This is a genomic window from Niveispirillum irakense DSM 11586, from assembly GCF_000429645.1.
GTDB lineage: Bacteria > Pseudomonadota > Alphaproteobacteria > Azospirillales > Azospirillaceae > Niveispirillum > Niveispirillum irakense.
The window spans coordinates 364400-387742 of sequence record NZ_AUCG01000022.1; the positions used below are offsets into that span (position 1 = coordinate 364400).

Here is a 23343-nt window from a genome sequence, read left to right on the forward strand (position 1 = left end):
GAAAAACTCCCCCTGCAAATCCACTCTCATCAAGGGGGACGAACGAGAGGGTCGACGGGACAGTGCGGCGACAGTAATTATTTCGGCTTGCGGCTGATCGTGGGTGATCGCGTGTTGGCTGCGTCGATGATGATGGGCTGCGCGCGGACAAGATTGGCCAGCACGCTGTCGCTGTCGCGCAACGGGAAGATGCCTGATACACGTAAGTCCCGCAGCGCCGCCCGGTCAAAGCGGATGGGGCTTTCCCGCCAGCGGTTCAACTCGTCCAGCACCTCGACCAACGGCTTTCCATTCGCCGGCAGCCACCCTTCGACCCAGGCCGTCGCATCCGCAGGGACGATCGCGGGCAGTCGCGTGACGATGCCATCCGCCAACCGCACCCTCTCGCCGGGGGACAGGGTCTCGCAGCCCAGCCCATTACCGTCCACGTTGGGACAGACACGAACCTGTGACGAGACGACGGTGACCAAGGTCGCGCGCTCATCCTTGCGCACCGTGAAGCTGGTGCCCAGCGCCTCAGCCACGCCATCGGCTGTTTCCACCCGGAAGCGCGTTGCCTGTCCTTTCGCTACATCCGCCAGAAGGTCGCCACGCAGCAGCCGGACATTCCGCCGGCCCGATCCCATGTCGATATCGGCAGCGCTATTGCTGGCCAGTACCATCCGGCTGCCATCGGGCAGAACCACCGAACGGATCTCGCCGATCGGCGCGCGCTCATCGGCGAAACGAACCTGAACCGCCGGAAGCTGACGCAGGAACCAGCCGCCCCCGGTCATCAGCAACGCGAAGAGGACCAGACCAACGGCACCATTGCATCGCCGGGTGGATGGGCGTGTGAACAGAAGGCGCAATGTTTCACGCTCAATCTCTGTTCGGCGGCTCAGCCCCCCCATCCTTTGTATGGCAAGCGCATGCGAAGGATGCTCAGCGCACCAACGCCGGAAATCGGCATGGTCCTTCTCATCCGCATCATCGGATTCAAGGTGGGCCATCCACGCCGCCGCACGTTCCACGACCTGGACGGTCGGCTCTGCTGCGGTGTCAGCCTGGATTTTCAGAGGGTCCATAGGATGCAGCATAACAACGGGCGTATGCCTTGGCGACATACTGTTTCACCATGCTTTTCGATACGCCCAGCTCTGCCGCGATCTCCCCATGGCTCCATCCTTCCAGACGGGAAAGCAGATAGGCGCGGCGGATATGGTCGGGCAGCGCATCCAAGGCGCGCGTCACGGCCAGCAATGCGTTTACAGCCTCGGCAATCTGGTCGGGTCCGGGATGGCTGACACCATCCATCAAAGCCGCATGCGCCGCCAGAAACGCATTCTCGATTTTGGCGCGCCGCGCATCATCAATGATCAGGTGGCGCGCGATGGTCGCCAGATAGGTGCGGGGTGTCACCAGCGTCCGGCAATCCGACCGTTCCAGCAACCGGCAGAACGTATCCTGCGTCAGGTCGGCCGCACGTTGCGGACAACGGATATGCCGACGCAGCCAAGCATTAAGCCAAGCCGCATGTGAGGCATAAAGACACCCAATGTCCACCCCTGCCGCCGACGCCTGCACACCGCCCCCTATTCACCGCCCGAAAACGCACCCAACGACCAAGCCAGCTTATAAAGCTAATACATAGATAGTGATAATGATTTTCAAATGCATACAACGCAATGCGTATCTACCGAAGGCGGAGGGCGTTATCGCTTGAACCGGATCAGATCAGCGGGTTGATGGATAACTGATAGTGGTGCCCGCCCAGTCAAAAACTAGGCAGCAGATCGTCGCGCGAGCCCTCATTGATTGCATGGGCGCGGGCAACACTTGATAACCGGTCTATGGCGCGTTTATCGGCCGCCACATCCGTCTCGTCATCGGCAGCCCCGAACAGGTCGGCACCGTCAGGGTCGACCTGTTTGGTCGTTCCCTCCTCCGGTAACCCTGGATGACGCTGCTGCTGTAGACCACCCTCGGTCAGTTCATCCAACTCCGGGTCGTCGTCATCCTCGGCAAGCCGCTGATCCATGCCGCGCACCTGTCCACCCCAACCGTCGGATCGGGCCGGAGGACAGTCAGCATAGGGGCCATCCGACAGGGTTGGAGCCTGCAACACCCGTTCTGTAAAGTTCCGATCCTCGTAATAGCGCAGCTTGCGGGCGCGGATCGGGGACAGGCCAGACACCAGCACCAGCTGATCGGTCGGCGGCAGTTGCATCACCTCGCCCGGCGTCAGCAGGGGGCGGGCGGTTTCCTGTCGGCTGACCATGACATTGGACAGCCAGGGGGCCAGCCGGTGGCCGGCATAGTTGCGTTGCGCCCGCAATTCCGTCGCCGTGCCCAGCGCGTCCGAGATGCGTTTGGCCGTGCGCTCATCATTGCTGCTGAAGGCGATGCGGACATGGCAATTATCCAGGATGGCATTGTTCTCGCCATAGGCCTTGGAGATCTGGTTCAGGCTCTGGGCAATCAGATAAGCACGGATGCCATAGCCCGCCATGAAGGCCAGTGCCGTTTCAAAGAAGTCCAGCCGACCCAAGGCCGGAAACTCATCCAGCATCATCAGCAACTGGTGCCGCCGCCGCTTGCCGGGGTCACCCTCCAGCCGCTCCGTCAGACGCCGCCCAATCTGGTTCAGCACCAGGCGCACCAGCGGCTTGGTGCGGGAAATGTCGGAGGGCGGAATGACCAGATACAGCGACACGGGCCGCGGCGCATCCACCAGATCGGCAATCCGCCAGTCACAGGCCGCCGTCGTCGCCGCCACGGTCGGATCACGATAAAGGCCAGGAACGACATGGCGGTAGACAGCACACCCGACCGCTCATTCTCCGACTTGTTCAGCACCTCCCGCGCCGCCGACGCGACAACGGGATGGACGATGGGCTTGTCGGGTGTACCCAGATGGTTGGTCGCCATCATCCGGCGCAGGGTGTGGGCAAAGCTGCGCCGGGGGTCTGACAGGAAGGTGGCCACGCGGGCCAGGGTCTTCTCCTCCTCGGCATACAGCACATGCAGGATGGCACCCACCAGCAGGCTGTGGGAGGTTTTCTCCCAATGGTTCCGGCGCTCAAGCGCCCCCTCAGGGTCGACCAGGATATCGGCGATGTTCTGCACATCGCGGACCTCGTCCGGCCCCTTGCGCACCTCCAGCAGCGGGTTGTAGCGGGCCGAGCGCGGGTCGGTGGGGTTGAACAGCAGGCTATGCGAGAAGCGCGCTCGCCACCCCGCCGTCAGCTGCCAGTTCTCGCCCTTGATGTCATGGATCACGGCCGATCCCGTCCAGGATAGCAGCGTCGGCATCACCAGCCCCACGCCCTTGCCCGACCGGGTGGGGGCAAAGGCCATGACATGCTCTGGACCATCGTGCCGCAGGTACCGGCCACCCAACCGCCCCAGAAAGACCCCCGCCGGTCGAAACAGCCCCGCCCCCTCCACCTCCCGGCGGGTCGCCCAGCGCGAGGAGCCATAGGTCGTAACCATCCGCGTCTGCCGGGCGCGCCACAGCGATCCGATGATGGCAGCAGCACAGCCCATGAAACCACTGGCCCCGGCCAGCATGCCGGCCTTGTCGAAGACATGCGGGGCATAGGCCTCGTACCAATACCACCAGTGAAAGAGCTGCCAAGGCCGGTAGATGGGCCAGCCGGCGATAACGATCCAAGGAGGGCCAAGCTGTGCCTGATAGCCCAGCATGGCGGCCGCCCATTGCGTCGCCGCCCAGACGCCCAGGATCACGATGGCGAAGACGACCAGGACCTGGCCGATCAGCAATTTGGTGGGGGTCATGGGGGCCTCCGTGGACGACAAGGCGGTCAACGGAGGGTGAAAGTTAGATGACGAACAGGCTATGTCCCTTATGTACGACCTTTCCCGCCGGGTGCCGAGGGAACAAGTTCGGGCTGCTGGTCCGAAACGCAAACATCAGCCCGGCAGACCGAATTCCTGGCGCAAGGTCTTATCAAACAGCCGAGCGGGCATGAGGCGCCGCAGCAGACTGACCTGCTTTGCAACCTTGCCGACGGGATAGCGCAATTGCTGGCGCGGAGCCGTAGCAGCCAGCAGTACGGCATTGGCAACCTGTTCCGGTGTCACCGCCGTCAACAGCGCCTTCTTGAAGAAGCCATGCACCCAGGCGCGGGCATCATCGTACTCAACCATCCTCGTGTCAGGGTCCAGCGCGTTCTGATCGAAATTGCCTTTGACTGTGCCGGGCTCAATCAATGAGACGCGGACATTGAAGGCGCGGACTTCGTGATCCAACGACTCAGAATAGCCCTCAAGCGCGAATTTGCTGGCGGCATAATGGGCCGAATAGGGCGCTGGCACGATCCCAAGTGCGCTGCTGAGGTTGATGATGCGACCGTGCCCTTGCACCCGCATCGACGGCATCACGGCGTTGATGACCCGGACGACACCAAACAGATTAACGTCGAACAGGCGCTGAACCTGCCCGGCCGAAGATTCCTCCGCTCCACCGAACAGGCCCAGGCCGGCATTATTGACGAGAACATCGATGCGCCCGGTGCGGGCGAGGACCTCTGAAACGAGGGCAGCCACAGAGGCATCCTCCGTCACATCGCAGGCGAGCATCGTGAACTGGCTCGGGCTGCCACCGCCCGGCCTACGGCTGGTGCCAAAGACGGTGAAGCCCGCCCGCGACAAGGCCTCGGCGGTGGCCCGCCCGATACCGGAGGAGGCACCCGTCACGAGCGCCGTTTTGGGGGAATATGCGTGCATGGCTGTCACTCCGGTTTACCGAGCATGAAGTGGAGTAGGTGCGTCGCCTTCGTCAACACAGGGCGACGACGACCTTGCCCTTTGATCGCCCCGTTTCGACATATGCCAAGGCTTCATTGGTCGCCTCGAATGGGAAAACCTGATCCATGACAGGGCGGATGATCCCGGCTTCGATCAGCGATGTGATCTGCGCCACCTGCCCGCCATCGGCCCGCATGAACAAGAAGGAATAGTGGATCCCCCGGCCTCTGGCTTTCCGCCGAATATTGAAACTCAGCAGGCGCATAAGCAGACGCAGCACCCCATTCAGCCCTTGCTGGCGGGCAAATTCGGGGTCTGGCGGACCGGAGATGGAAATCAGCTTTCCGCCTTGCTTCAACACGTCCAGGGACTTTTCCGGGGTGTCGCCTTCCAGGCTGTTCAAGACGACATCGTATCCTGACAGGACCTTGGAGAAATCCTGTTTCTTGTAGTCGATCACGACATCAGCGCCGAGGCTTTTGACGAGGTCGACATTGGTCGTGCTCGTCGTCGTAGCAACGGTCGCGCCCAGATGCTTGGCCAACTGGATGGCGAACGTCCCGACACCGCCCGAACCGGCATGGATGAGGATTTTCTGGCCCTTCTGCAGCTTGGCCTGCTCGACCAATGCCTGCCAGGCCGTCAGCCCCACCAGGGGAATGGCGGCGGCTTCAGCCATGCTCAGATTCTTCGGCTTCAAGGCAAGATCAGCCTCGTGAATAGCGATCGCTTCTGCCAGGGTCCCGACACGGCCGTCGCGCGGGCGGGCAAAGACCGTATCTCCGACCTTGAACCCGCGGACCTTGGGCCCGACACGGGTGACGACCCCTGCCATGTCATGTCCCAGGATGAATGGCGGCCGATAGGGGAGCAGAGGCTTGAAGACCCCATCGCGGATTTTCGCATCCAGGGGGTTGAGCCCGGCCGCATGGATCTGGACCAGGACATCCGTATCCGTCAGCAAGGGGTCCGGCATCTCGCCCAGGCGAAGGGCGCGTCCCTTCTTGTACTTATCGACGATGAAGGCCTTCATGATGATCCGCTCTTCAGATGATTGTTAGCGACCTGCCGGGTCACAGAAGCCATTCGGCCGAGAAATGTTGGCGCACAGAGTCAGACGGCCTGCCGGTAGCGTGCGGCCGCATGCTCCTGACCCACGTTCGGAAGAATGGCCTGACGGGCAGCCTGAAAGGCGTTCCACTGTTCCACATCGGGCAACGGCGGGATCGTGACAGCCTCGCGGCGGTCGAAGCCGACCAGTGCCGCATCGACCAGTTCGCCAACTTCCATCAATCCGGGAACGGTGTCGACATCCACACCAGCATGCCCCCAAATCTCAGTGCGCGTTGCAGCGGGAAGGACGGCCTGGACATAGACGCCCTTCGGCCCCAGTTCCAGATTGAGCCCCTGCGACAGGAACAACACAAATGCCTTGGTCGCACAATATACGGCGGTGCCGAATTCTGGGGCTAACCCAACCACCGAGCTGATATTGATGATTGCCCCATCGCCAGCCTGGGCGAACCGGGGAGCAGCGGCGCTTGTGAGCCGCAGCAGGGCCGTGCTGTTGAGATTGGCAAGCCGCGCAACATCATCCGTGGACTGCTCAATAAAACTGCCGCCCAGGGCCGTGCCGGCATTGTTGACCAGGATGCCAATGCGAGCATCGTCACGCAGCCGTGTTTCCACCACAGCCAACTCGGCCGCCTGCGTCAGATCAGCCTGGATAATATCGACCGCCACCCCGGTCTCCTGACGCAGGCGCGCGGCCAGTGCCTCCATACGCTTGCGGTCCCGCGCGACCAGCACAAGATCATGGCCGCGACGCGCGAAGCGGTCGGCATAAGTGGCACCGATGCCAGTGGAGGCCCCAGTAACCAATACGGAGGGAAGGACAGCCATGGGATTGCTCTCTGCCTTGTTGATGCCTATAATAATGATGATCATCATGATTGCCTAAATATGATGATCGTCATGATTGTGTCAATGAGGCTCGTGGAGAAATTTGAAATGAACGTCAGCCGAGAGCAGATGGCGGAGAATCGCCGTCGGATTCTGGACGTTGCCAGCAAGCTGTTCCGCGAGAAGGGGTTCGATGCGGTCAGCGTGTCGGAAGTGATGAAAGCCGCCGGTCTGACGCATGGCGGCTTCTATGGACATTTCAGCTCAAAGGACGATCTGGTCGCAAAGACTCTTGCCCATGTTCTGGCAGCGGACACCGGTGAAGGTGGCGACTTTCGCCGTTACGTCGATGCCTATCTTTCGCCACGTCACCGCGACAATCCGGCCGGTGGCTGCCCAACGGCCGGGCTCGCCGCCGCCATCCGCCACCAGAAGCCAGTGGCCCATACAGCCATGACGGAAGGCCTTAGGTCACAGATCACCCGCATTGAAGAGGCTCTCCCGGATATGGATCCGGCTGACCGCCGGCGGGTGGCAATTGGAAGCTGGGCGGCGATGGTGGGCGCCATCATCCTTGCACGCGCCATCGACGATCCCGTTCTTTCTGACGAAATCCTGGATCAGACCCGCGCCTGGATTGATACCGGGATCGAACAGGTGCTTGTCTCGTGATCACGATGGTCCGCAGGTCATGGCTCCTCAGCGATCCATCATGCTGATTTCCTTCGGATTACTTCAGCGGGGGCGCAGTTTGGCGTATTGCGACCCCTCATGTTCACACCCAGGATGAAGCGAACGAGCAACCGAAGGTCTACATCTGAGTAAAATCTCTTCTCACTCAATCACCGGCCCGCCGCGCTGCCGCCCGAAGTTCCAGGTCACGCCATCCCCGCTGACGATCCCTGACACAGGCTGCCCAAGATGCCGGTCCAGCACAGGCCGCCAAGGCACCAGGGTGAAGTCCCGGCTGCGCTCGATCAGGGCCAGCTTTTCGCTGGCAAGAGTCACGGTCCGGCGATAGGTACCCTCGACAGGTTGGCCACGGGAGAGGCTGGCATAAGGGAGACCCAACTCGTCAGACAGTTGGCCAGCAACCCGCAGCAGCTCCCGCCGCCGCAGGGTCGCCAGCGGGTCGGCGCGGTAGAAGGTTCGGCCTTGTTCCTCGCGGGCCAGATCCTCGACCATCAGCCATTGCCGCCGACGGTCCTGGGCGTCGCGGACCTCATGGCCGAAACCAGCATCGCGCAGCGGCGCTGGGTTGCTGGCAACCAACTCGCGGTCCAGCCAGGTGGCACCGTCGGTGGTGATCTGCTGATCCAGTGGCAGGGTGGAGAGAACCCGAACGGTGACCGGGTTGAACCGGGCCTGGGTGCGTTCATAGTCGGCAACGTGGTCCAGGTGGTCGGGTTGGATGATCCAGGTGCCGTCCGGTTCGCGGGTGACGGCGTTGGTCAGACGGCGCATCGCCTCCAGCCGCCGGACATGGGCGTCGGCATAGGCTTCACTGGCTGTGGGATCGTGGCGCAGGTGGATGTCGATGCTGTATCGGCCATTATTGGCCGCTGCGATGTCCATGATACGTCGGTCCATCGGACGAGGATCGGTAGCACGCGGTTCCACACGGAGGATGCTGCCGACAGGCGTTGGCTCCGTGGCGTCGCCCTTGCCGATATCGACATAATGGGTGCGCCCATCGGTGGCGTCGATGATCAGATAGTGGCGGTCATTCACCTCGTCCGACAGGCCGCGCGCGACGACACGGCCGGTGAGAGGTGGAGCGTTGGCGGCACCGGGATCATGGATGATGAGGTCATTCGGCGTGCGGGTCAGGTTCTGCGCGGCCAGTTCCCGATGCAGGGTCTTGATGATATCGCCGCGCTCGCCCATGCGGTGCAGGGTGGTTTCCAGGTCAGGATCGAGCCGCCATTGACCAGCGCCCAGGTCCTCGGCCAGACCCAACCGCTCCAGCTTGCACAGACGGCCCGTGCGCAGAGCCTGCTGAAACGGGTCCAGGTCGCTTCCTGATACCAGTTGATCTGGCCCCCGGTCCCACAGCAGACGCCGGTCCAGGCCGGTGAACCGTTCCTGTTCCACCTCCCGGCGCAGCTTTTCCTGGACCTCGAGGTCGGTACGGGGACCTAGGTCCAGGCTGACGATCTCAGCGGCGCGTTCGCGCATGCCCTGGGACAGATATTCCCGCGCGATGATCAGGTCTTTGCCGCGGTCATCTTTCCCCCTGACGATGACGTGGCTGTGCGGATGGCCAGTATTGTGGTGGTCGACCGCCACCCAATCGAGCCGTGTGTCCAAGTCCTGTTCCATCTGCACCATCAGGCGGCGGACAAGGGGCTTCAGATCGCCATACTGGTCGCCATCTTCCGCCGAGACGATGAAACGGAACTGGTGGCGGTCGCCGTCGGCGCGGTCGAGGAATGCCTGTCCGTCCAGTTTGTCCTGGTCGGCACCATAGAGCTGGCCCGCCTGTCCCTCACGGGTCACACCATCGCGCTGAATATAGCGCAGATGGGCACGGGCACCGGCCATGCCCTTGCCCGCCAGTTTGACGATCCGGGATTTGATGATCACACGCCGCTGCCGCCAGGCGGCGAACTGGTCGCGCGACGCCAGCACCCGGCCCACACCGGCACCACGCCCGATGCGGCTGCCATCGAAACGACCGGACCGTCGGGTGAAACTCAGCGGCCCACCCCTGGCCAGAACGGTGGCCGGCAGCACCCGGTTCAGGAAGCGTTTGCCCCGCCGCCCGGAGGCGCTGCGCATGCGGCCCAAACGGGGGCGGAAATCATGATCATCGCCGAACATCGCGGTCTCTCCCGATCCGAGGTTGGCAAAGTGGCCCTGGGCCGGGTTGGTGCCAGAATGGCACCGGTCCCGCCGCCCTGGCGCCACCGCAGGGCCCCAAAAAGGATGTGCAGACAGGGGGTTACGGGGGCGCTGGCGCCACCGTTTTATCTTGCCCTACAGCACCCCTGATCAGCACCCGCGCTTATCCACGCCCTTCTACGCCCTCATGCTGGAAAGAAAGGGAGCGACGGCCTGAACCGCCGCTCCCGGATCAGCGCCGCCTATCGACAGATGGCGCTCTGGAAGGCCTTCTCGGCGGCGTCGCGCGTCGTATAGGCACGCTGACGGGTCATGAAATGCAGACGTTCATCGCCATCAACAACGCAGCTGGCGACGATGAATTCACTGCGGAAATGGCTCAGGATCAGGATGCAGTGCAGGCCTTCTGCACCGTCATCATCGCCCATCCATTCGCCCAGATAATGCTCCTGGAAGCGGCCATCCCAGATGAATTCGGGACGTTCGGCGCTGATAAAACGCTCGACATTGGCCATCAATCCGTCGCTGCCGAACTCGGTCCGGACGTCATCGACAAGGGCGTCGAAACGGTCGATCGCGGCCTGGGGATGCGCTGCAATGAACGACATTGGAACCTCCGTTGCTGGCGTCCTCCTGATCGAGGACGAGGTTCCCGTCCAGCCGAAGAGGGGCCGGTCAAGGACGCCGAAGGCGCCGCAGCGCGGGGCGCGGGGGAGCCAAAATGCCTAGCATTTTGGGGGGACCGCGCATCCTTGACGGGCCCCGCTGCCCGGCTGGTACGATGAGCGGACCGAGATGAGAACCCCCTCCCCCGCCGCATTCAGGGGCCAGATCAGGGATACTGGAAGACCTTAGAAAAGGGAGCGGCATCCGATGGACACCGCTCCCGCCACGCTATGCCGTCAGAAGCGTCAGCCGCTTCTGGGCGGCCAAGGTCTCCATAGCCAAAGGGTCCTGACGGACCTGATCCTGAAGCTGACAGCCCCTGTCCCACGGCCCGATATTCTCGATGGGATCATCGGCTGATCCGACATACATCGGTGCCTGATTGCGGATGCGGATGGCCTGCTCCAGACTTTCAATAAGGGCAAAGGCGTCGCGGCGTTGACGCCAATAGGCATCGGTTCCACGGATTGGCGCGGTCGTCTCGGTCACCATAATCTGCTCCATCGCTGTCGTCCCCCTCATCGAGGACAGCGCCTGGCATCAGCCGGAGCGGGGCCGGTCAAGGAGGCCGCAGGCACCGCGAAGCGGGGCGCGGGGGAGCCGGGGGACCGCGCATCCTTGACGGGTCCTGCACCTCGGCTGGTACGATGGGCGGACTGAGATGAAGTCCCCCTGCTCAACCGTCTATCGCCCCGGTCCCCGACGCTTGGACAGCGGTGCGAAAAGACGGCGGTCAGGGCTGTTCAACGGCACGAACAGCCCACTGGTGCCGCCTGCTGGCAATCCCAATCTGGCGTCGAGTTTTCCCAGATAGGCCTGGGTTTCAGCTGGCAATGACACACCATCGCGGAGGTGAGATTCATAACGCGCGGGCTCTGCATTGTAGGCGGCGAAGAGGCCCTGATAGCCGAAGCGGTTGCGCATTTCGGCAAGGTACGCGCTGCCCGCCATGACGTTGGCGGCAGGGTCCAGGACATCGCCCTGGATGCCATACCGGTCGCGCATTTCGGCCCAGGTGTCCGGCATCAATTGCATCAGGCCCAGCGCGCCCTTGACCGATACGGCATTGGCATCACCAGCGCTTTCCGCCTTGATGACGGCCTTGATCCAGTCCTGTGGTAGGTTGAAACGATGGGCAGCGGCGGTCACCGCGGTATCGTAAGACGCACCATCTGCAACCCCGGCAACCGACGTGGCCAGTAGCGCGAAGGCCAGCCCGGTCGCTTTCAGCGCAGCCATAGTGGCACCAGCCGACCGATGACATGCACCGACGACAGCGGCCCGAAATAGCGGCCATCCAGGGATTCTGCCGCTGGCATCAGGAACAGGATTTCTCCTGCCGACAATACCCGGCAGCCCTGCCACCAGGGCAACGGACGGCCCGCCCTGTCGGCCTTCTGACGCACGGCGACCGTATCGCCATTGATGGTGATGACGTCCCCCTTGGTGCAGACGTGATCCCCGCCCATGGCCGCCACCTGCTTGATCAACGGCACACCGCGCGGCAGATAGCTCCGCCGCGCCGCCATCTCGGCAATGCTCTCCGGCGGTGTTATCAGGGCCAAATCGCCAGGACGAAGGCGGGTTTCCGGCAGCACAAGATAGAGGCCGATGGGTGCAGAGGCGCTGCTGTTCCAGACAAGGATCGGTAAGGGGCGAGCCAGTACCGAAAAGCCCACCGCAGCCAGGGCAACACCTGCCAGCAACAACGCCCGGCGGCGTGACGCCCGAGACAAGCGGCGACGCGATGGGCGGCGGGGCGATTTCTGTTGCGACATCGGGGCGCAAGTCATGACGCATCCCCCTTGTCGGAGGTGCTGTCGCGCCGCTCCCCCACTGACCAGGCATCCAGGTCATCAATGTGGTACCGGACATAGCGCCCGTGCTTGCGAAAGCGTGGCCCGCCGCCCGTCAGGCGCATCTTCTCCAGCGTCCGATGCGACAGGCCGATATAGAACGCGGCCTGTGCCGTGTTGAGAAACGGGCTGCCTTTGCGGGCTTTTGCCGCCCGATTGACCTCATCCTCCATCTCACCGCTCCTCGGGTGACAGCGGCGGGGATCGCCGCAGATGGGGCGAGCATGGCGAACGGGGGCGTGGTTGCGGACGCTCGCAAATCCATCCCCTGGATTTCCGATCCCCCTCCCCATGAACAGGCGAAAGGCCCCGTCCCGGCGGTGCCGGAACGGGGCTGAAAAGGCCGGGATCAGCGGTCGCGGGGCTCCCACAGGGCGATATGGGTGCTGCCGTCATCGGCCGGATGTTCCAGCTTGACGAGGCGGGCACGCACCCAGTGGGGACCGAATTCCGGGGCAGCAACCTTGAGATTCAGGTAGGTTTCGCCGCTGGATTTGGCGATCTGGGACCAGCCGGCACCGACCTCGTAGCGCTGGCCGTTGCCGGCAAAGACGCGGTGGTCGGGGGCATTGTCGGACAGCTTGGTCACCGGAACGATGGTGAGCGAAGCGGTGACGTTGAGGGTCTTGAGGACGCCCGAGAAGCTGCCGTCGTCGAGCTTGGTGAAGGTGCCGAGGGTGATGGCCATGATCTGTCTCCTACGCTGCGGTCGCGGGACCATCCCCGCGATGTCCCCGGCGTCAGAGACCGCAAAGGTGACCAGTGCCACCCGAGCAAAGCGAAGGGCCGCAACGCAGTGGAGGACCCTGGGGTGGAGAAAATTTGTTCCGCGCGGAATGCCGGAACCGGGGCCCCGCCCCATCGGCGGGGTGGTTCCGGCAGGGGAAATTTTCTCCTATCCCCAGGGTTGGCGCGGGCACCGCGGGCTCTACGCCAACAGGAGGACAGCGGGGATGGGGCTGTGATTGCGGGCGGAAGGGAGGCGGTCAAGGCCAACAGTTGGCAAAGATGCCACCGGCTCTTTCGGCGAAAGCACGAGAAAAGATAGAGCCCAGCTCTGTCACCTCCGCCGCAATCGGGACGGAAAGATGCAGATCGGAAGACTCGGCCAGTGCGTGGCAGCAACTGGCCCGGTCAGTGCATTGTCGGCTGCCGTTCATAGACAAACCGGAAGGTATCCTGAACCTTTCGCTCCCAGATATCCTGGATGAAGGCCTCGGGCAGCTTGTCCAGCTCTTCCTCGATGGCGATACGCACCTGATCCCGCATCGACGGTTTGCGCCACCAGTCCAGGATCGCCGTCTCCCGTTTCAGCCGGGCCAGCAGGTCGCGGGCCACCCGCTTTACCTGCACGATTTCCGCCCGCGACAATGTCGGCCCCGGCTTGACCAACAGGTCGAACACGGCCAGTTCATCCTCGCTCAACTGCTCCCGCGCGGAGCGGCGGGTTTCCTCATCCAGTTCGCGCACAAAGTCCAGCAGCCGGTCGAACAGCTCGTCCAGCGACACGGTGTTGGCATTATAGTCAGCGATAAGCTGTTCCAGCTTGTCGGCCAGATCGCGGCGGGAAGGGTTGGCCGCCGCCATTTCCGCCACCTTGGCGCGCGCGGCGGCGATCAGCGCTTCGGCCTTGCTACGCCGGTTACTACCGGAAAGTTTGCCGGCCAGTTTCTCAAAATCAATGGAAGACAGGTCGAACAGTTCATCCAGATCGTCGGCACCGCGCACCGGCACCTCGATGTCGATCCCGGCGATGGACCGTTCGATCAGGGCCGCGATCTCCGCGCGCACGCGGGCCAGTTCGGCGGGATCGGGGCGGATGCTGGCCCGGATCGTATCGGCCACGATGCTGACCGCCGCCACATCGCGGGTGAAATCTGACGCCGCTTCGTCGGGCAGGATGGCCTTATAGAGACGCAGGATCAGGCTGGCCTGCGCCAGGAAGGCCTGACGGCGGTTTTCCGGGTGGATCAGGGCATCGGCCGCCGCCTTCACCCGTGCCAGCCGGTCCAGCTTGCTGGCGGTCCAGATGGCGTCCAGGCCGGCCCCGGCGGCAGATGCCAGCAGGCGGACGACCGACAGCTTGTCGCGCAGCACCGCCACCAAGGCGGCCTTATCCTCAATCGGGCGGTCATCGCCACCGCCTTGTTTGGGCCGGGCATAGAGCGCCAGGGCCTTTTGCAGATTGGCGAACACCCCGACATAATCGACGATCAGCCCGGCTTCCTTCCCCGGCGCGCGACGGTTGGCCCGCGCGATGGTCTGCATCAGGGTGTGATTGCGCATCGGCTTGTCGATATAGATGGTCGAACAGGTCGGCACATCAAAGCCGGTGATCCACATGGCGCAGACAAACACCAGGCGCAGCGGATGGTCCGGTTTCTTGAAATCCGCGTCCAGATCGCCCGCCTGCATCCGCGCCCGATGCGGCCGGATATCCAGCCCGCGCGCAGCCAGTTCCGCCACTTCGTTCTGACCCTGGCTGACAATCACCGCCATGTCGGTTTCCCGCAGCCAGGCCAGATTGTCGGCGATGGGTGCCTGCTGATCCGCCGGGGCATGGGCCAGCTTCGCCGCCTCCGCCGTGATCAATGCGTCCCAATGTTTGCGGACCAGATCATGCATCTGCACCGCCGTGGCCTTGTCGATCCCCACCACCATGGCCTTGCCACGATAACCCCGGCCGGCAAAATGGCGCACCAGATCGGCGGCGATCTTGTCCAGCCGGTCGGGGTTGGTGATCAACTGGTACAGCGTCCCCAGCGACCGGCCAAGCTGGCGTTCCTGATCCTCATCCAGGGCGGCATCGTCGATAATGTCCTGCAGCTCCTCCTTGAAGCTGTCATTGATGATATGCACCTCCGGCACCCGCTTTTCATAATAAAGCGGCACCGTCGCCTCATCCTCCACCGACTGCCCGAAATCATAAATGGAGACATAGTCGCCAAACACTTCGCGCGTCGGCTGGTCGCCTTCCATCAAGGGCGTGCCGGTAAAGCCCAGGAAGGCGGCGTTGGGCAGGGCGCGGCGCAGGTTCAGGGCCAGTTGGTCATATTGGCTGCGGTGCGCCTCATCGGTGATGACGATGATGTCGGACCGGTCGGACAGGCGCGGATAGACCTCCCCCTTGCCGGCGGTGGAGAATTTCTGGATCAGGGTGAAGATATAGCGTTCATCCCCGCGCAGCAGCTGTTTCAGATGCTCCCGGTCATGGGCCTGCACGGCCTCCAGGTCCTTCTTCACGGCCCCGGCGGCGGCATAGGTGGCGGATATCTGGTCGTCCAGTTCCGTGCGGTCGGTCAGGATAACAAAGGTCCAGTTGCCCGGCAGGGTGCGATGGATCTTTTCCGTGAAGAACAGCATGGACAGGCTTTTGCCGCTGCCCTGCGTATGCCAGAACACGCCCAGCCGCGCGGCCTCACGCGGGGCCGGCTGGCCCGCCAGGGGCGTGCGCAGGGCCATCAGGCGAGCCACGGCCTTGTTGACGCCCAGATATTGGTGGTTCTGGGCGATCTTCTTCACCAGCCCGCCCGGCGTCTCCTCAAACGCCGTGAAATTCTCGATCAGGTCCAGCAGCCGGTCGGGCGTACAGGCGGCGCGGATGGCGGTTTCCAGGCCGGGGCGCGGTTCCTCCCCCTCATCCGCCACCCGTTTCCAGGGCTTGAAATGGCCGAACTCGCCATGGCTGGCGCCGATCACCGCCTCCATCCCGTTGGACAGCAGGGTGATGCCGTTGAAATCGAACAGGCGCGGGATCGTGTCGCGGTAATCGCGCAAATTCTCATCAAACGCCGCGCGCAGGGGCCGCCCCAGCCCCTTCAGCTCCGCAAACAGCAACGGAATGCCGTTGACGAAGCCGACCAGATCGGCCCGCCTTTCCCACAGGTCACTGGCAAACCACACCTGCCGGGCCAGCAGGAAATCATTGGCGGTGGGGCAGCGCCAGTCGATCAGGCGCACCAACTCATCCACCATCTCCCCCTGCGGGCCGCGCGTGCGCACGGGAACGCCATCGCGCAGCAGGCGCCAGACCTCCCGGTTGGCGGCCACCGGGTCCATGGCGGATCGGTCGCGGGTCAGTTCCGCCGCCGCCAGCTCCCACGCCGCCGGGTCCAGCCCCGGATTCAACCGTGCCAGGGCCGCCATCAACGGCTTGGGCAGCACCACATCCCGCCGCCCCCGGCGGCCCATCGTCCCCTCGGGGCCGAACCGTTCCTCAAACAGATTGGCCGTCTGCCAGCCCAGGCCGGTGAACAGGTCCAGCGCCGCATCCTCTACCAGATCACCCTCCCCCAACCCGGCATGAAGCCGGTCGGGCTGCACGTAATCCATGGCGGGGAACCGGGGCGGCGGCGTCATTCGGCGGCAATCTCCAGCGGCAGCGGGGCGCGCGAAACATCGATCTCGCCGGAGATCAGCTTGGGCAGCAGCAGGTCGCGGGCGGCGCGGAGGCGGGTGTTTTGCTGCTGTAGGTTTTGCGTCTGTTGAACCATGGGGCGGACAAGATCATCAAACTGGTGGATCAGCCCGTCCGGCGGACGGTTCACGGGAAATGACGGAAAGCTGGTCAGCGGGATACGATCAACCGTGGCGCCGGACAATATATTGGCTTGCACCACGTCACGCCACTGCTGCGAGAAAAAGTAGTAGTATAGGAACAGGTTGATCCTGTGCTCCGGTGCGGTGCGGATCAATGCCATACGCCGCCCAAGGCAGCCGTTGAAACCCGGCGGGATCAGGGCGTAACGGTTCAGCGTTGCCTCATAGGTGAAGACGATATCACCCTCGGCAGGCGTTACACGCTTGGTCCATTTCGGGAAATCTTCTTCCGCAATATGCCTTATCTTTGACAGATCGAGGTGCCCCGCCTCGGTGACATTGCCGATGCCAAGGAAGATCGGACCATTCTCCGCCGGGGCGGGCGTTGCGTGTGGCCCATCAAACAACCCCTGATACAAACGGCTGATCGGCTCCCGCACCCAACCGTCGGGAAGCTGATCATCGACTGGCGCGTCACCCGCACCGGGATAGCGGTAGAGGACGAACCATTCCTCAAACAACCGCCGCGCCATCTCCTCCAAAATCGCAATCCGCCGCGTGTTGTTCTCGATCAGGTCGTCGTAGGCGGTGAGGATTGAGGCAACTTTCCGCTGGATTGAGATTTGTGGTAAGTGCAGCCGAAAATCTCTCAAGGTTTGAAGATTTATATGAGGAACACCTGACGAAGAAGCACATGAAATAAGATTACCCATAATCACAGGGGACCGAAACGCATAATAAATATACAAATAATCAGCAATTTCACTATTAACTGTAAGCTTCATTTGGCTTTGAGATACGACATACTCATCATAAATTGAATAATTTGGTATTATGCCAATTTGACCCAGCGTCCCACGCTGGGTAAATATCACATCACCTTGGCGCGCAATGTGCGCCCGAAGTTCCTTTGCCTTCTCCTTAGTAACATATACAAAATCACCATCATGGAATTTCTTATCAAACGGAAGGTTATTACCACGTATTACAGGAACACCTTTCTCCGCATACATAGAAGATACGAGCTTAGAGCCGAACGGTCCACCGTTCAGCGCATTTTTCTCGTTGGCTGCGATCTCAGCAATAGTGAATTCCGTTTGGAACATAGCCATCACCTCACACACCCAACAACTCAGCCACATTCGCCGCGATCTTCGCCTGCAGCCCCGCTGCCTCGGTATTCAGAACCTCCAGTTCCTTCTGCAACGCTTCCAGCCGTTCCTTGAAATCCACCTCGTCCTTGGCCCCGGCAGCGACGCCGACATAGCGGCCGGGGTTCAGGCTCCAGCCCTGGGCGGCGATCTCCGCTCGGCTGGCCAGCTTGCACAGGCCCGGCACGTCGCGATACCGGCCATCGGGGAAATGGTCCCGCAGGGCGGCCGCACTGCCACGCAGGGCCTCGCACGGCTCCCCGCGCCACAGGCGGGCGATGTTGGCCAGGAATTCCACCTGCCAGCCCTCAAAATCCCGGTGCGCCCGGTCGATCTGGCGATAGGTGTGGCGGGCATCAATGAACAGGACCTGATCCTCCCGGTCCGTCCCCACCTTGCCCTTGTCAAAGAACCAGAGCGTCACCGGCAGGGTGACGGTGTAGAAGAAATTGGTGCCGACGGCGACCATCACATCCACCGCCCCGCTTTCCACCAGCCGTTGGCGGATTTCCGCCTCCCGCCCCCGCGCGTCGGACGCGCTGTTGGCCATGACAAAGCCGGCCCGACCAGTATCGTTCAAGGCGGAATAGAATAGCTGGATCCACAGGTAATTGGCATTGTCCGTGGTCGGCACGCCAAAGGGGAACCGCGCCGCCCCGCCCAGCAGCCGTTCACGATCCAGCCCCGACACGTTGAAGGGCGGGTTGGCCATGACGAAATCGAACCGGCCCGTCAACCGGTGCGGGTCGGCATACATGCTGTTGGCTTCCGCCAATTCCCCCGTCAGCCCATGCACGGACAGGTTCATGCGGGCCAGGCGCAGCGTGTCGCGGTACAGCTCCACACCATAGATCGACAGTTCCTTCTGCGGCGACCGTTCATGCGCCTTCACGAAATCCGCCGAATGCACAAACATGCCACCCGACCCGCAGGCCGGGTCCAGGATACGGCCATGATAGGGCTCGATGATTTCCACGATCAGCTTGACGATGCTGGACGGCGTGTAGAACTCCCCGCCCTTCTGCATCGTCTCCATGGCGAAGGCCCCCATGAAATATTCATAGACCTGACCGAAGGCGTCACCGGCAATATCCAGCGGGTGCAGCAGCTTCAGCAACTCGCGCAGCGTTTCCTTCGGCAGCCCCTGATAGGTCTTGGGCAGCACGTCGGCCAGATAGCTGTTGTCGCGTTCGATGGCCGTCATGGCCTCGTTCAACGCCTTGCCCAGATTGTCCCCCTCCGGCAGGGCGATCAGCCGGGAATAGCGCGCATCCTCCGGCAGATAGATCACGCCCCGGCTGATGAAATCCGCCGGCCCGATGCTGCGCCGCGACCCTGCGGCGGGCTTCAGGGTCCGCGCCATCTCATTGAAGCGGGATTCGGCATAACGCAGGAACAGCAAGCCCAGCACCGGATAGGCATAATCCGACGGCTTCAACCCCGCATCGGCCCGCAGCTTGTCAGCGGCTTTCCACAGGGTCTGGTCAATCTCACGCAAATCGGCGGGCACGGGCAAAGGCTCCTGTCTGACGGACGGCGGACTATGGCGCGCAACCCGTTGGGCGTGCAAGGGGGGTGGTATGGTGGGGTAGCGCGGAATGCCGCCGGTCAGTTCAAGGCTTGGGTGGCGTAACGTCAAACGTCCGCAGAACCCGCTTGGCCTGGCCTTCACCCAAAACGATCTGCCATTTATGGAAGCCGACGGAGGAATCGCCTTGGCACGGCGGAAGGCCACTGAGCAAAGGTATCTTGTGTGGCTCCATAAAACCGTAGGAGCCCTGAATACCGGCCAGAATTGCGAGGAAGTCCTCCTCGCGAACAATGGTTCCTATGGGGGCATCATGCCTATTTATGCTGACAGCACTGGAAAGGTCGACTTCGACCCGGATATTGGGAACAACGATGCCCTCCCAATTTCTCCCAGAAGGCGTAAACCCACGGAAAGAATGTTGACCATCCAGGAAGACGGCTTTCTGGGGTTCTCCGGGTGCCGCCAAGATCAACCTCTCATACTCTGTCCTGGGCACGATGAGGCAAAGCCCATCGAAATGACCCAAAGACCCGACCGAAAACTCCGCCCCTTCCAGCATCGTCATTTCAACGAACTCCTCTTTGCAGCGGATCAATGAACATGGCCCAGTACAGTTCCGCCGCCCCCTCCTGGCTCAGCTTCTGGTCGGCGGTTCCCCGCATGCTCATACCCAAGGACTTCAGGAACAATGACTGGTCGTCATGTTCAACCGTCAGGCTCTCATTGAACGAATTGCCGGCCCCGGAATCATTGTTGGCATAGGCGATGCCGCCACCGAAGCCGCGCATCCCCATGAAGATGGAACAGCGCGCAACGGCGCGTCCGTCGCGATAGATGACCGACGTGAACTGGTTGGCATCAATCCTTCGGAAATTGCCATCAATACCCGGATTGCGTTTGGATAATTCGTTGAGCGAGTTCTCAAAATAGCGGGCGATATAGTCAAACGTCTCGACACGGAAGGCGTCCTTATCCCGCTCTGTGAATTGCTTCGTCACCCGCAGGTTACTGGAACGCGGGGCATGGTTTGGCGCGATTAACAGGGGTGGTGACGCGGGGGGCACGGCGGGGCGCACCGTCGGTTGCTTCGGCCTCAGCATTTCCGCCGCGCGGCGGATAGCGCGCGCCACCTCCAGAAAGGCTTGATCCCGATCCGGCCATAGCGTGATGGGCTTGCCATCCGTGGGCGTGGCCAACAGCTTTCCAAACGGGGCATGGTGCCAGTCGCAGGCACGCAGGATCACCGGGATGACAACCGCCACTCCCGCCGCGTGCCTCTCCATGGCGCGGGTCATCTCCCGGTCATAGCAATAATCAGACGCCAGGAAATCCGGGCTGACCAGCAGCAGGATGATGTCGGCAGTCTCCAGATTGTCACTGATGGCGTGATCAATCTCCTGTCCGGCAATAATCCGCCGATCATGCCAGACAGAAATCACCCCCTGGCGCTTCAGCATGGAAAGCTGCTTTTCCAACTGGTCGCGCAGCGCCTCGTCAGCATGGGAATATGAAAAGAAGACCGAGACCAAGGGGCGCTCTCCAAACCGTTTGCTTTATTGTGGTTTACACACCGGGCAATGCAGCCAAGAATGGTAATACGCCATAGGCTGCTGCCACAAGGGTGATCGAGTGTGATGTGCAACCAATTGCACTGACCAACCCTACACCGCACCCGGACCGGAGAGACGGCGGATCAGGTCGTCGGTGGTGCGGGCCAGATCGGCATAGCGTGTCTCCAGGTCGGCGACCTCTGCCAATCGTTCGGCAAGCGGACGGCGATGCACCTGTTCTGCCTGCTCACGCAGGTAGGTCTCTGGACGCAGATCGTAGCGTTCATCCCGCAACCGGCGATCATCGACAAGGGTGACCTTGATCTGGTCAGACGCGGGCCGTCCTGTCTTCACCGTTTCCGCGATGGCCGCACGATCACCATCGCCCAGCACATGACGGCGGCGTTCCTTGCGGCCAAGCTGCGTGGCATCGACGAAAACGGTTTTCTGATCCGCATTGGCCGCGCGCCCGCGAAGCAGGATGACCGCAGGTGCCAGTTTCGTCGCCGGTGCCAGCACGCCCTTCGGCAGCATGACCACGCCCGCCACCTGGTGCCGCGACGCCAGTTCGCGGCGGACCTTTCCGTCATCCTCCCGATACAGAAAGCCCGGCGGTATCAACAGGGCCGCGCGGCCTTTAGGCGTGAGCCGGTCTGCCGCATAAGCAACAAAGGCAGACTCAGCGCGCAGTTTGGACAAATCCCTGAAGGCATCCTGCAAGTTCAAGGCGTCGAGTTCCGCCTTGGACATGTTCACCCCAAAAGGGGGAGAGGACAGGATAAGATCGAATTTCTCGCCGCTGCCCGGTTGCCGGGCACCAGAAATCACCGTCGGATCAAACGCGCCCATCAGGCAAAGTCTCAGGGTGGCGACAGCGGCTATGTCGGGGATGATTTCAACCCCAACCAGATGAAGACGGTTGTGATCGTTACCCGTCTGTGTCCGAGAAAATGCCGAGGCCAAGAACGCGCCGGTGCCGCAGGCCGGATCAAGGATGGTTGCTGCCGAAGGCTGCCAGACAAGATCGACAATTGTATGAACCACATTCGCCGGCGTGTGCAGGTGGCCGAGTTCGACAGCCTCATCACTGACTTTTTCGATGGCACTATCGATCCATTGTGCAAACAGGCCCTGCGCCTGCGGTGTCGATCCGACACACAGCGAACCAAGGTGATCAACCCAGGCCCTCAGCGTCATCCTTCCCGTAGCCAAGATGAGCGATACCAGCCGGATTGCGTGGTCGGTTGGCACCAGTTGGTTCAGGGGACGGAGAATGGCTTGATGAATCTGACGCGATGAGCCGTCTGCCTCCTCACGCACCATCTGCTGCAGCTTGTACCAGTCGGCGGGATCGTGGCGTTCACATTGCGCACGCGCCGCCATCAGGCTGAGGGCCGCCAAGGCCCCCAGGCCCCGCGTCGATTGTCCGCTCTGCTGCGCAACCTTCGTCATGAAGGCGAGAGCGGCATCAAGCTCACGTATGGTCGACAGATCGCTCATTCTGCGGGCTCCAGGGTGCGATCAATCACGTCCATTGCAGCGGCGCGGCGCGCCTCAATAAGGGCGAGGCCTACACGGTACTGCTCCTCAGCAGCAGCAAGCAGAGAGGCCAGTTGGGCTTGGTGTTCGAGAGGGGGAAGGTAAAACCTGATATTTTCCAGGGACTTCAGATGGAGCCCGGGCATCACAGACTCAACAGTCTCGGCACGCAGGAGCTGTTCGACCCGTGCGGACCGGAACAGCGCCAGAAGTGTTTCCGGTCGAATCGAACGGCTAGGCCGAACTATCGCGATGTTCACCGATGCGTAGGCACCGACATGCTCTTCGGCTACCAGCGCCGTTTTCAGCAACGTCCCACGAACCGAAACAAGCACATCGCCCTTTTGCAGCCGATAATGCTCTTGTTCAGCAGGCTGCACCAACTGCAAGCTGGCTGGTGAGGTCAGCCCCCCGTTGACCATGTCCTTGATATTGATCAGCGGAACATCCTCAGCCTTGGTTCCCTTAGATAGGCGCCCCAGATTCACACCCAAGAACACCTTGGCAATGTCGCCCACAGTCACGACGGTCATCCCGCACCTCCTGTTTGACCTAAGCATACTATATCTCAAAAAATTTTTCTAGGCTGCCAATACCCCCTTGCGCTGGCTCGTTGCCATGCATAACTGTGAACGCGTCGGCAAAGTGACACAAGGGAGCGAACACCGGCCCCATATCACAGGTCCAATTGCCTTAGGAAGATTAGGCGCAAAAGGGAGGAGAGAATGTAGTGACATCAGCAGGGCGCCCGTGAGCGCAGAAAAATGCCCCGCAGCGATCGCAGCGGGGCTAAAGGGTGCCACCAGTTTCCCAATGGCCAACAATATGCACCAAGGAAGCTGGGGGCCCAACAGACGTAAGTCAACCCAATTGAGGAGATAACCATGCGCAAAGTCATGGATATCCTGCTCCAGCTCCTGGTCGAGTTAGTGATCAGACTCCTGGAGTGGGTTTTGTCGCAAGGCTGGTTCTGAGCCAGCCAGGGGCGGGGCAAGCCAGGGGGCGCTCTGCGT

22 protein-coding genes are annotated in these 23343 nt (G+C 62.0%); 1 reads left to right on the forward strand and 21 read right to left on the reverse strand.

Annotation, left to right across the window (positions count from 1 at the left end):
* Positions 1-77: 77 nt before the first annotated feature.
* The 7 genes from G473_RS26655 to G473_RS0112230 all read right to left on the reverse strand — a co-directional run bounded on the left by G473_RS26655 (position 78) and on the right by G473_RS0112230 (position 6654).
* Positions 78-1106 carry a FecR domain-containing protein gene (locus G473_RS26655; RefSeq protein ID WP_084438037.1) on the reverse strand — a complete coding sequence of 343 codons (1029 nt, stop codon included), beginning with the start codon at positions 1104-1106 and terminating at the stop codon, positions 78-80.
* Entirely contained in the window at positions 1042-1566 is a 525-nt protein-coding gene (locus G473_RS0112210; protein WP_035706819.1) for a sigma-70 family RNA polymerase sigma factor, read from the reverse strand. The genes G473_RS26655 and G473_RS0112210 overlap by 65 nt, the downstream gene beginning before the upstream one ends.
* Positions 1567-1756: 190 nt before the next feature.
* Positions 1757-2725 (reverse strand): type IV secretory system conjugative DNA transfer family protein, encoded by a 969-nt coding sequence (locus G473_RS31200; protein ID WP_425411576.1) that lies wholly within the window; start codon positions 2723-2725, stop codon positions 1757-1759.
* Positions 2626-3780 (reverse strand): type IV secretory system conjugative DNA transfer family protein, encoded by a 1155-nt coding sequence (locus G473_RS31205; protein ID WP_425411574.1) that lies wholly within the window; start codon positions 3778-3780, stop codon positions 2626-2628. The genes G473_RS31200 and G473_RS31205 overlap by 100 nt, the downstream gene beginning before the upstream one ends.
* Positions 3781-3915: 135 nt before the next feature.
* Positions 3916-4731, reverse strand: coding sequence for an oxidoreductase (locus tag G473_RS0112220; RefSeq protein WP_029013326.1), 816 nt, complete (start codon positions 4729-4731; stop codon positions 3916-3918).
* A gap of 52 nt (positions 4732-4783) precedes the next feature.
* Complete coding sequence (locus G473_RS0112225) at positions 4784-5785, reverse strand: NADP-dependent oxidoreductase (RefSeq protein WP_029013327.1); 1002 nt, start codon at positions 5783-5785, stop codon at positions 4784-4786.
* Between the two features lie 80 nt (positions 5786-5865).
* Positions 5866-6654, reverse strand: coding sequence for an SDR family NAD(P)-dependent oxidoreductase (locus tag G473_RS0112230; protein WP_029013328.1), 789 nt, complete (start codon positions 6652-6654; stop codon positions 5866-5868).
* Positions 6655-6714: 60 nt separating this feature from the next.
* Here G473_RS0112230 and G473_RS0112235 point away from each other — a divergent pair, with 60 nt between their 5' ends.
* Positions 6715-7326 carry a TetR/AcrR family transcriptional regulator gene (locus G473_RS0112235; protein ID WP_210163305.1) on the forward strand — a complete coding sequence of 204 codons (612 nt, stop codon included), beginning with the start codon at positions 6715-6717 and terminating at the stop codon, positions 7324-7326.
* Positions 7327-7488: 162 nt separating this feature from the next.
* Here G473_RS0112235 and rlxS read toward each other — a convergent pair whose 3' ends face one another.
* The 14 genes from rlxS to G473_RS29280 form a co-directional block, all read right to left on the reverse strand.
* Positions 7489-9477, reverse strand: coding sequence for a relaxase/mobilization nuclease RlxS (gene rlxS / locus G473_RS0112240; protein WP_029013330.1), 1989 nt, complete (start codon positions 9475-9477; stop codon positions 7489-7491).
* A 263-nt stretch (positions 9478-9740) separates the two neighbouring features.
* Positions 9741-10106 carry a hypothetical protein gene (locus G473_RS0112245; protein WP_029013331.1) on the reverse strand — a complete coding sequence of 122 codons (366 nt, stop codon included), beginning with the start codon at positions 10104-10106 and terminating at the stop codon, positions 9741-9743.
* Between the two features lie 286 nt (positions 10107-10392).
* Positions 10393-10656, reverse strand: a complete 264-nt coding sequence (locus G473_RS0112255) for a hypothetical protein (RefSeq protein ID WP_154667383.1) — start codon at positions 10654-10656, stop codon at positions 10393-10395.
* 192 nt (positions 10657-10848) lie between these two features.
* Positions 10849-11403, reverse strand: coding sequence for a lytic transglycosylase domain-containing protein (locus tag G473_RS26665; protein WP_051330206.1), 555 nt, complete (start codon positions 11401-11403; stop codon positions 10849-10851).
* Positions 11391-11957, reverse strand: coding sequence for a S26 family signal peptidase (locus tag G473_RS0112265; protein WP_245580051.1), 567 nt, complete (start codon positions 11955-11957; stop codon positions 11391-11393). Before G473_RS0112265 ends, G473_RS26665 begins: the two co-directional genes overlap by 13 nt.
* A complete protein-coding gene (locus G473_RS0112270) occupies positions 11954-12193 on the reverse strand; it encodes a helix-turn-helix transcriptional regulator (RefSeq protein WP_029013334.1) in 240 nt (79 codons plus the stop codon). Before G473_RS0112270 ends, G473_RS0112265 begins: the two co-directional genes overlap by 4 nt.
* A gap of 176 nt (positions 12194-12369) precedes the next feature.
* A complete protein-coding gene (locus G473_RS0112275; protein ID WP_029013335.1) occupies positions 12370-12708 on the reverse strand; it encodes a DUF736 domain-containing protein in 339 nt (112 codons plus the stop codon).
* Between the two features lie 446 nt (positions 12709-13154).
* Positions 13155-16379 carry a type I restriction endonuclease subunit R gene (locus tag G473_RS0112280; RefSeq protein WP_029013336.1) on the reverse strand — a complete coding sequence of 1075 codons (3225 nt, stop codon included), beginning with the start codon at positions 16377-16379 and terminating at the stop codon, positions 13155-13157.
* Positions 16376-17671 carry a restriction endonuclease subunit S gene (locus G473_RS29925; RefSeq protein WP_161630980.1) on the reverse strand — a complete coding sequence of 432 codons (1296 nt, stop codon included), beginning with the start codon at positions 17669-17671 and terminating at the stop codon, positions 16376-16378. The genes G473_RS0112280 and G473_RS29925 overlap by 4 nt, the downstream gene beginning before the upstream one ends.
* A gap of 4 nt (positions 17672-17675) precedes the next feature.
* Positions 17676-19220 (reverse strand): type I restriction-modification system subunit M, encoded by a 1545-nt coding sequence (locus G473_RS0112290; RefSeq protein WP_029013338.1) that lies wholly within the window; start codon positions 19218-19220, stop codon positions 17676-17678.
* Positions 19221-19323: 103 nt separating this feature from the next.
* Positions 19324-19806 (reverse strand): hypothetical protein, encoded by a 483-nt coding sequence (locus tag G473_RS0112295; protein ID WP_051330207.1) that lies wholly within the window; start codon positions 19804-19806, stop codon positions 19324-19326.
* Position 19807: 1 nt separating this feature from the next.
* Entirely contained in the window at positions 19808-20770 is a 963-nt protein-coding gene (locus tag G473_RS0112300) for a toll/interleukin-1 receptor domain-containing protein (protein ID WP_029013340.1), read from the reverse strand.
* A 132-nt stretch (positions 20771-20902) separates the two neighbouring features.
* A complete protein-coding gene (locus G473_RS0112305) occupies positions 20903-22291 on the reverse strand; it encodes an HsdM family class I SAM-dependent methyltransferase (RefSeq protein ID WP_029013341.1) in 1389 nt (462 codons plus the stop codon).
* On the reverse strand, positions 22288-22863 hold the full coding sequence (locus G473_RS29280; RefSeq protein ID WP_029013342.1) for a restriction endonuclease subunit S: 576 nt from the start codon (positions 22861-22863) through the stop codon (positions 22288-22290). Before G473_RS29280 ends, G473_RS0112305 begins: the two co-directional genes overlap by 4 nt.
* Positions 22864-23343 lie beyond the last annotated feature (480 nt).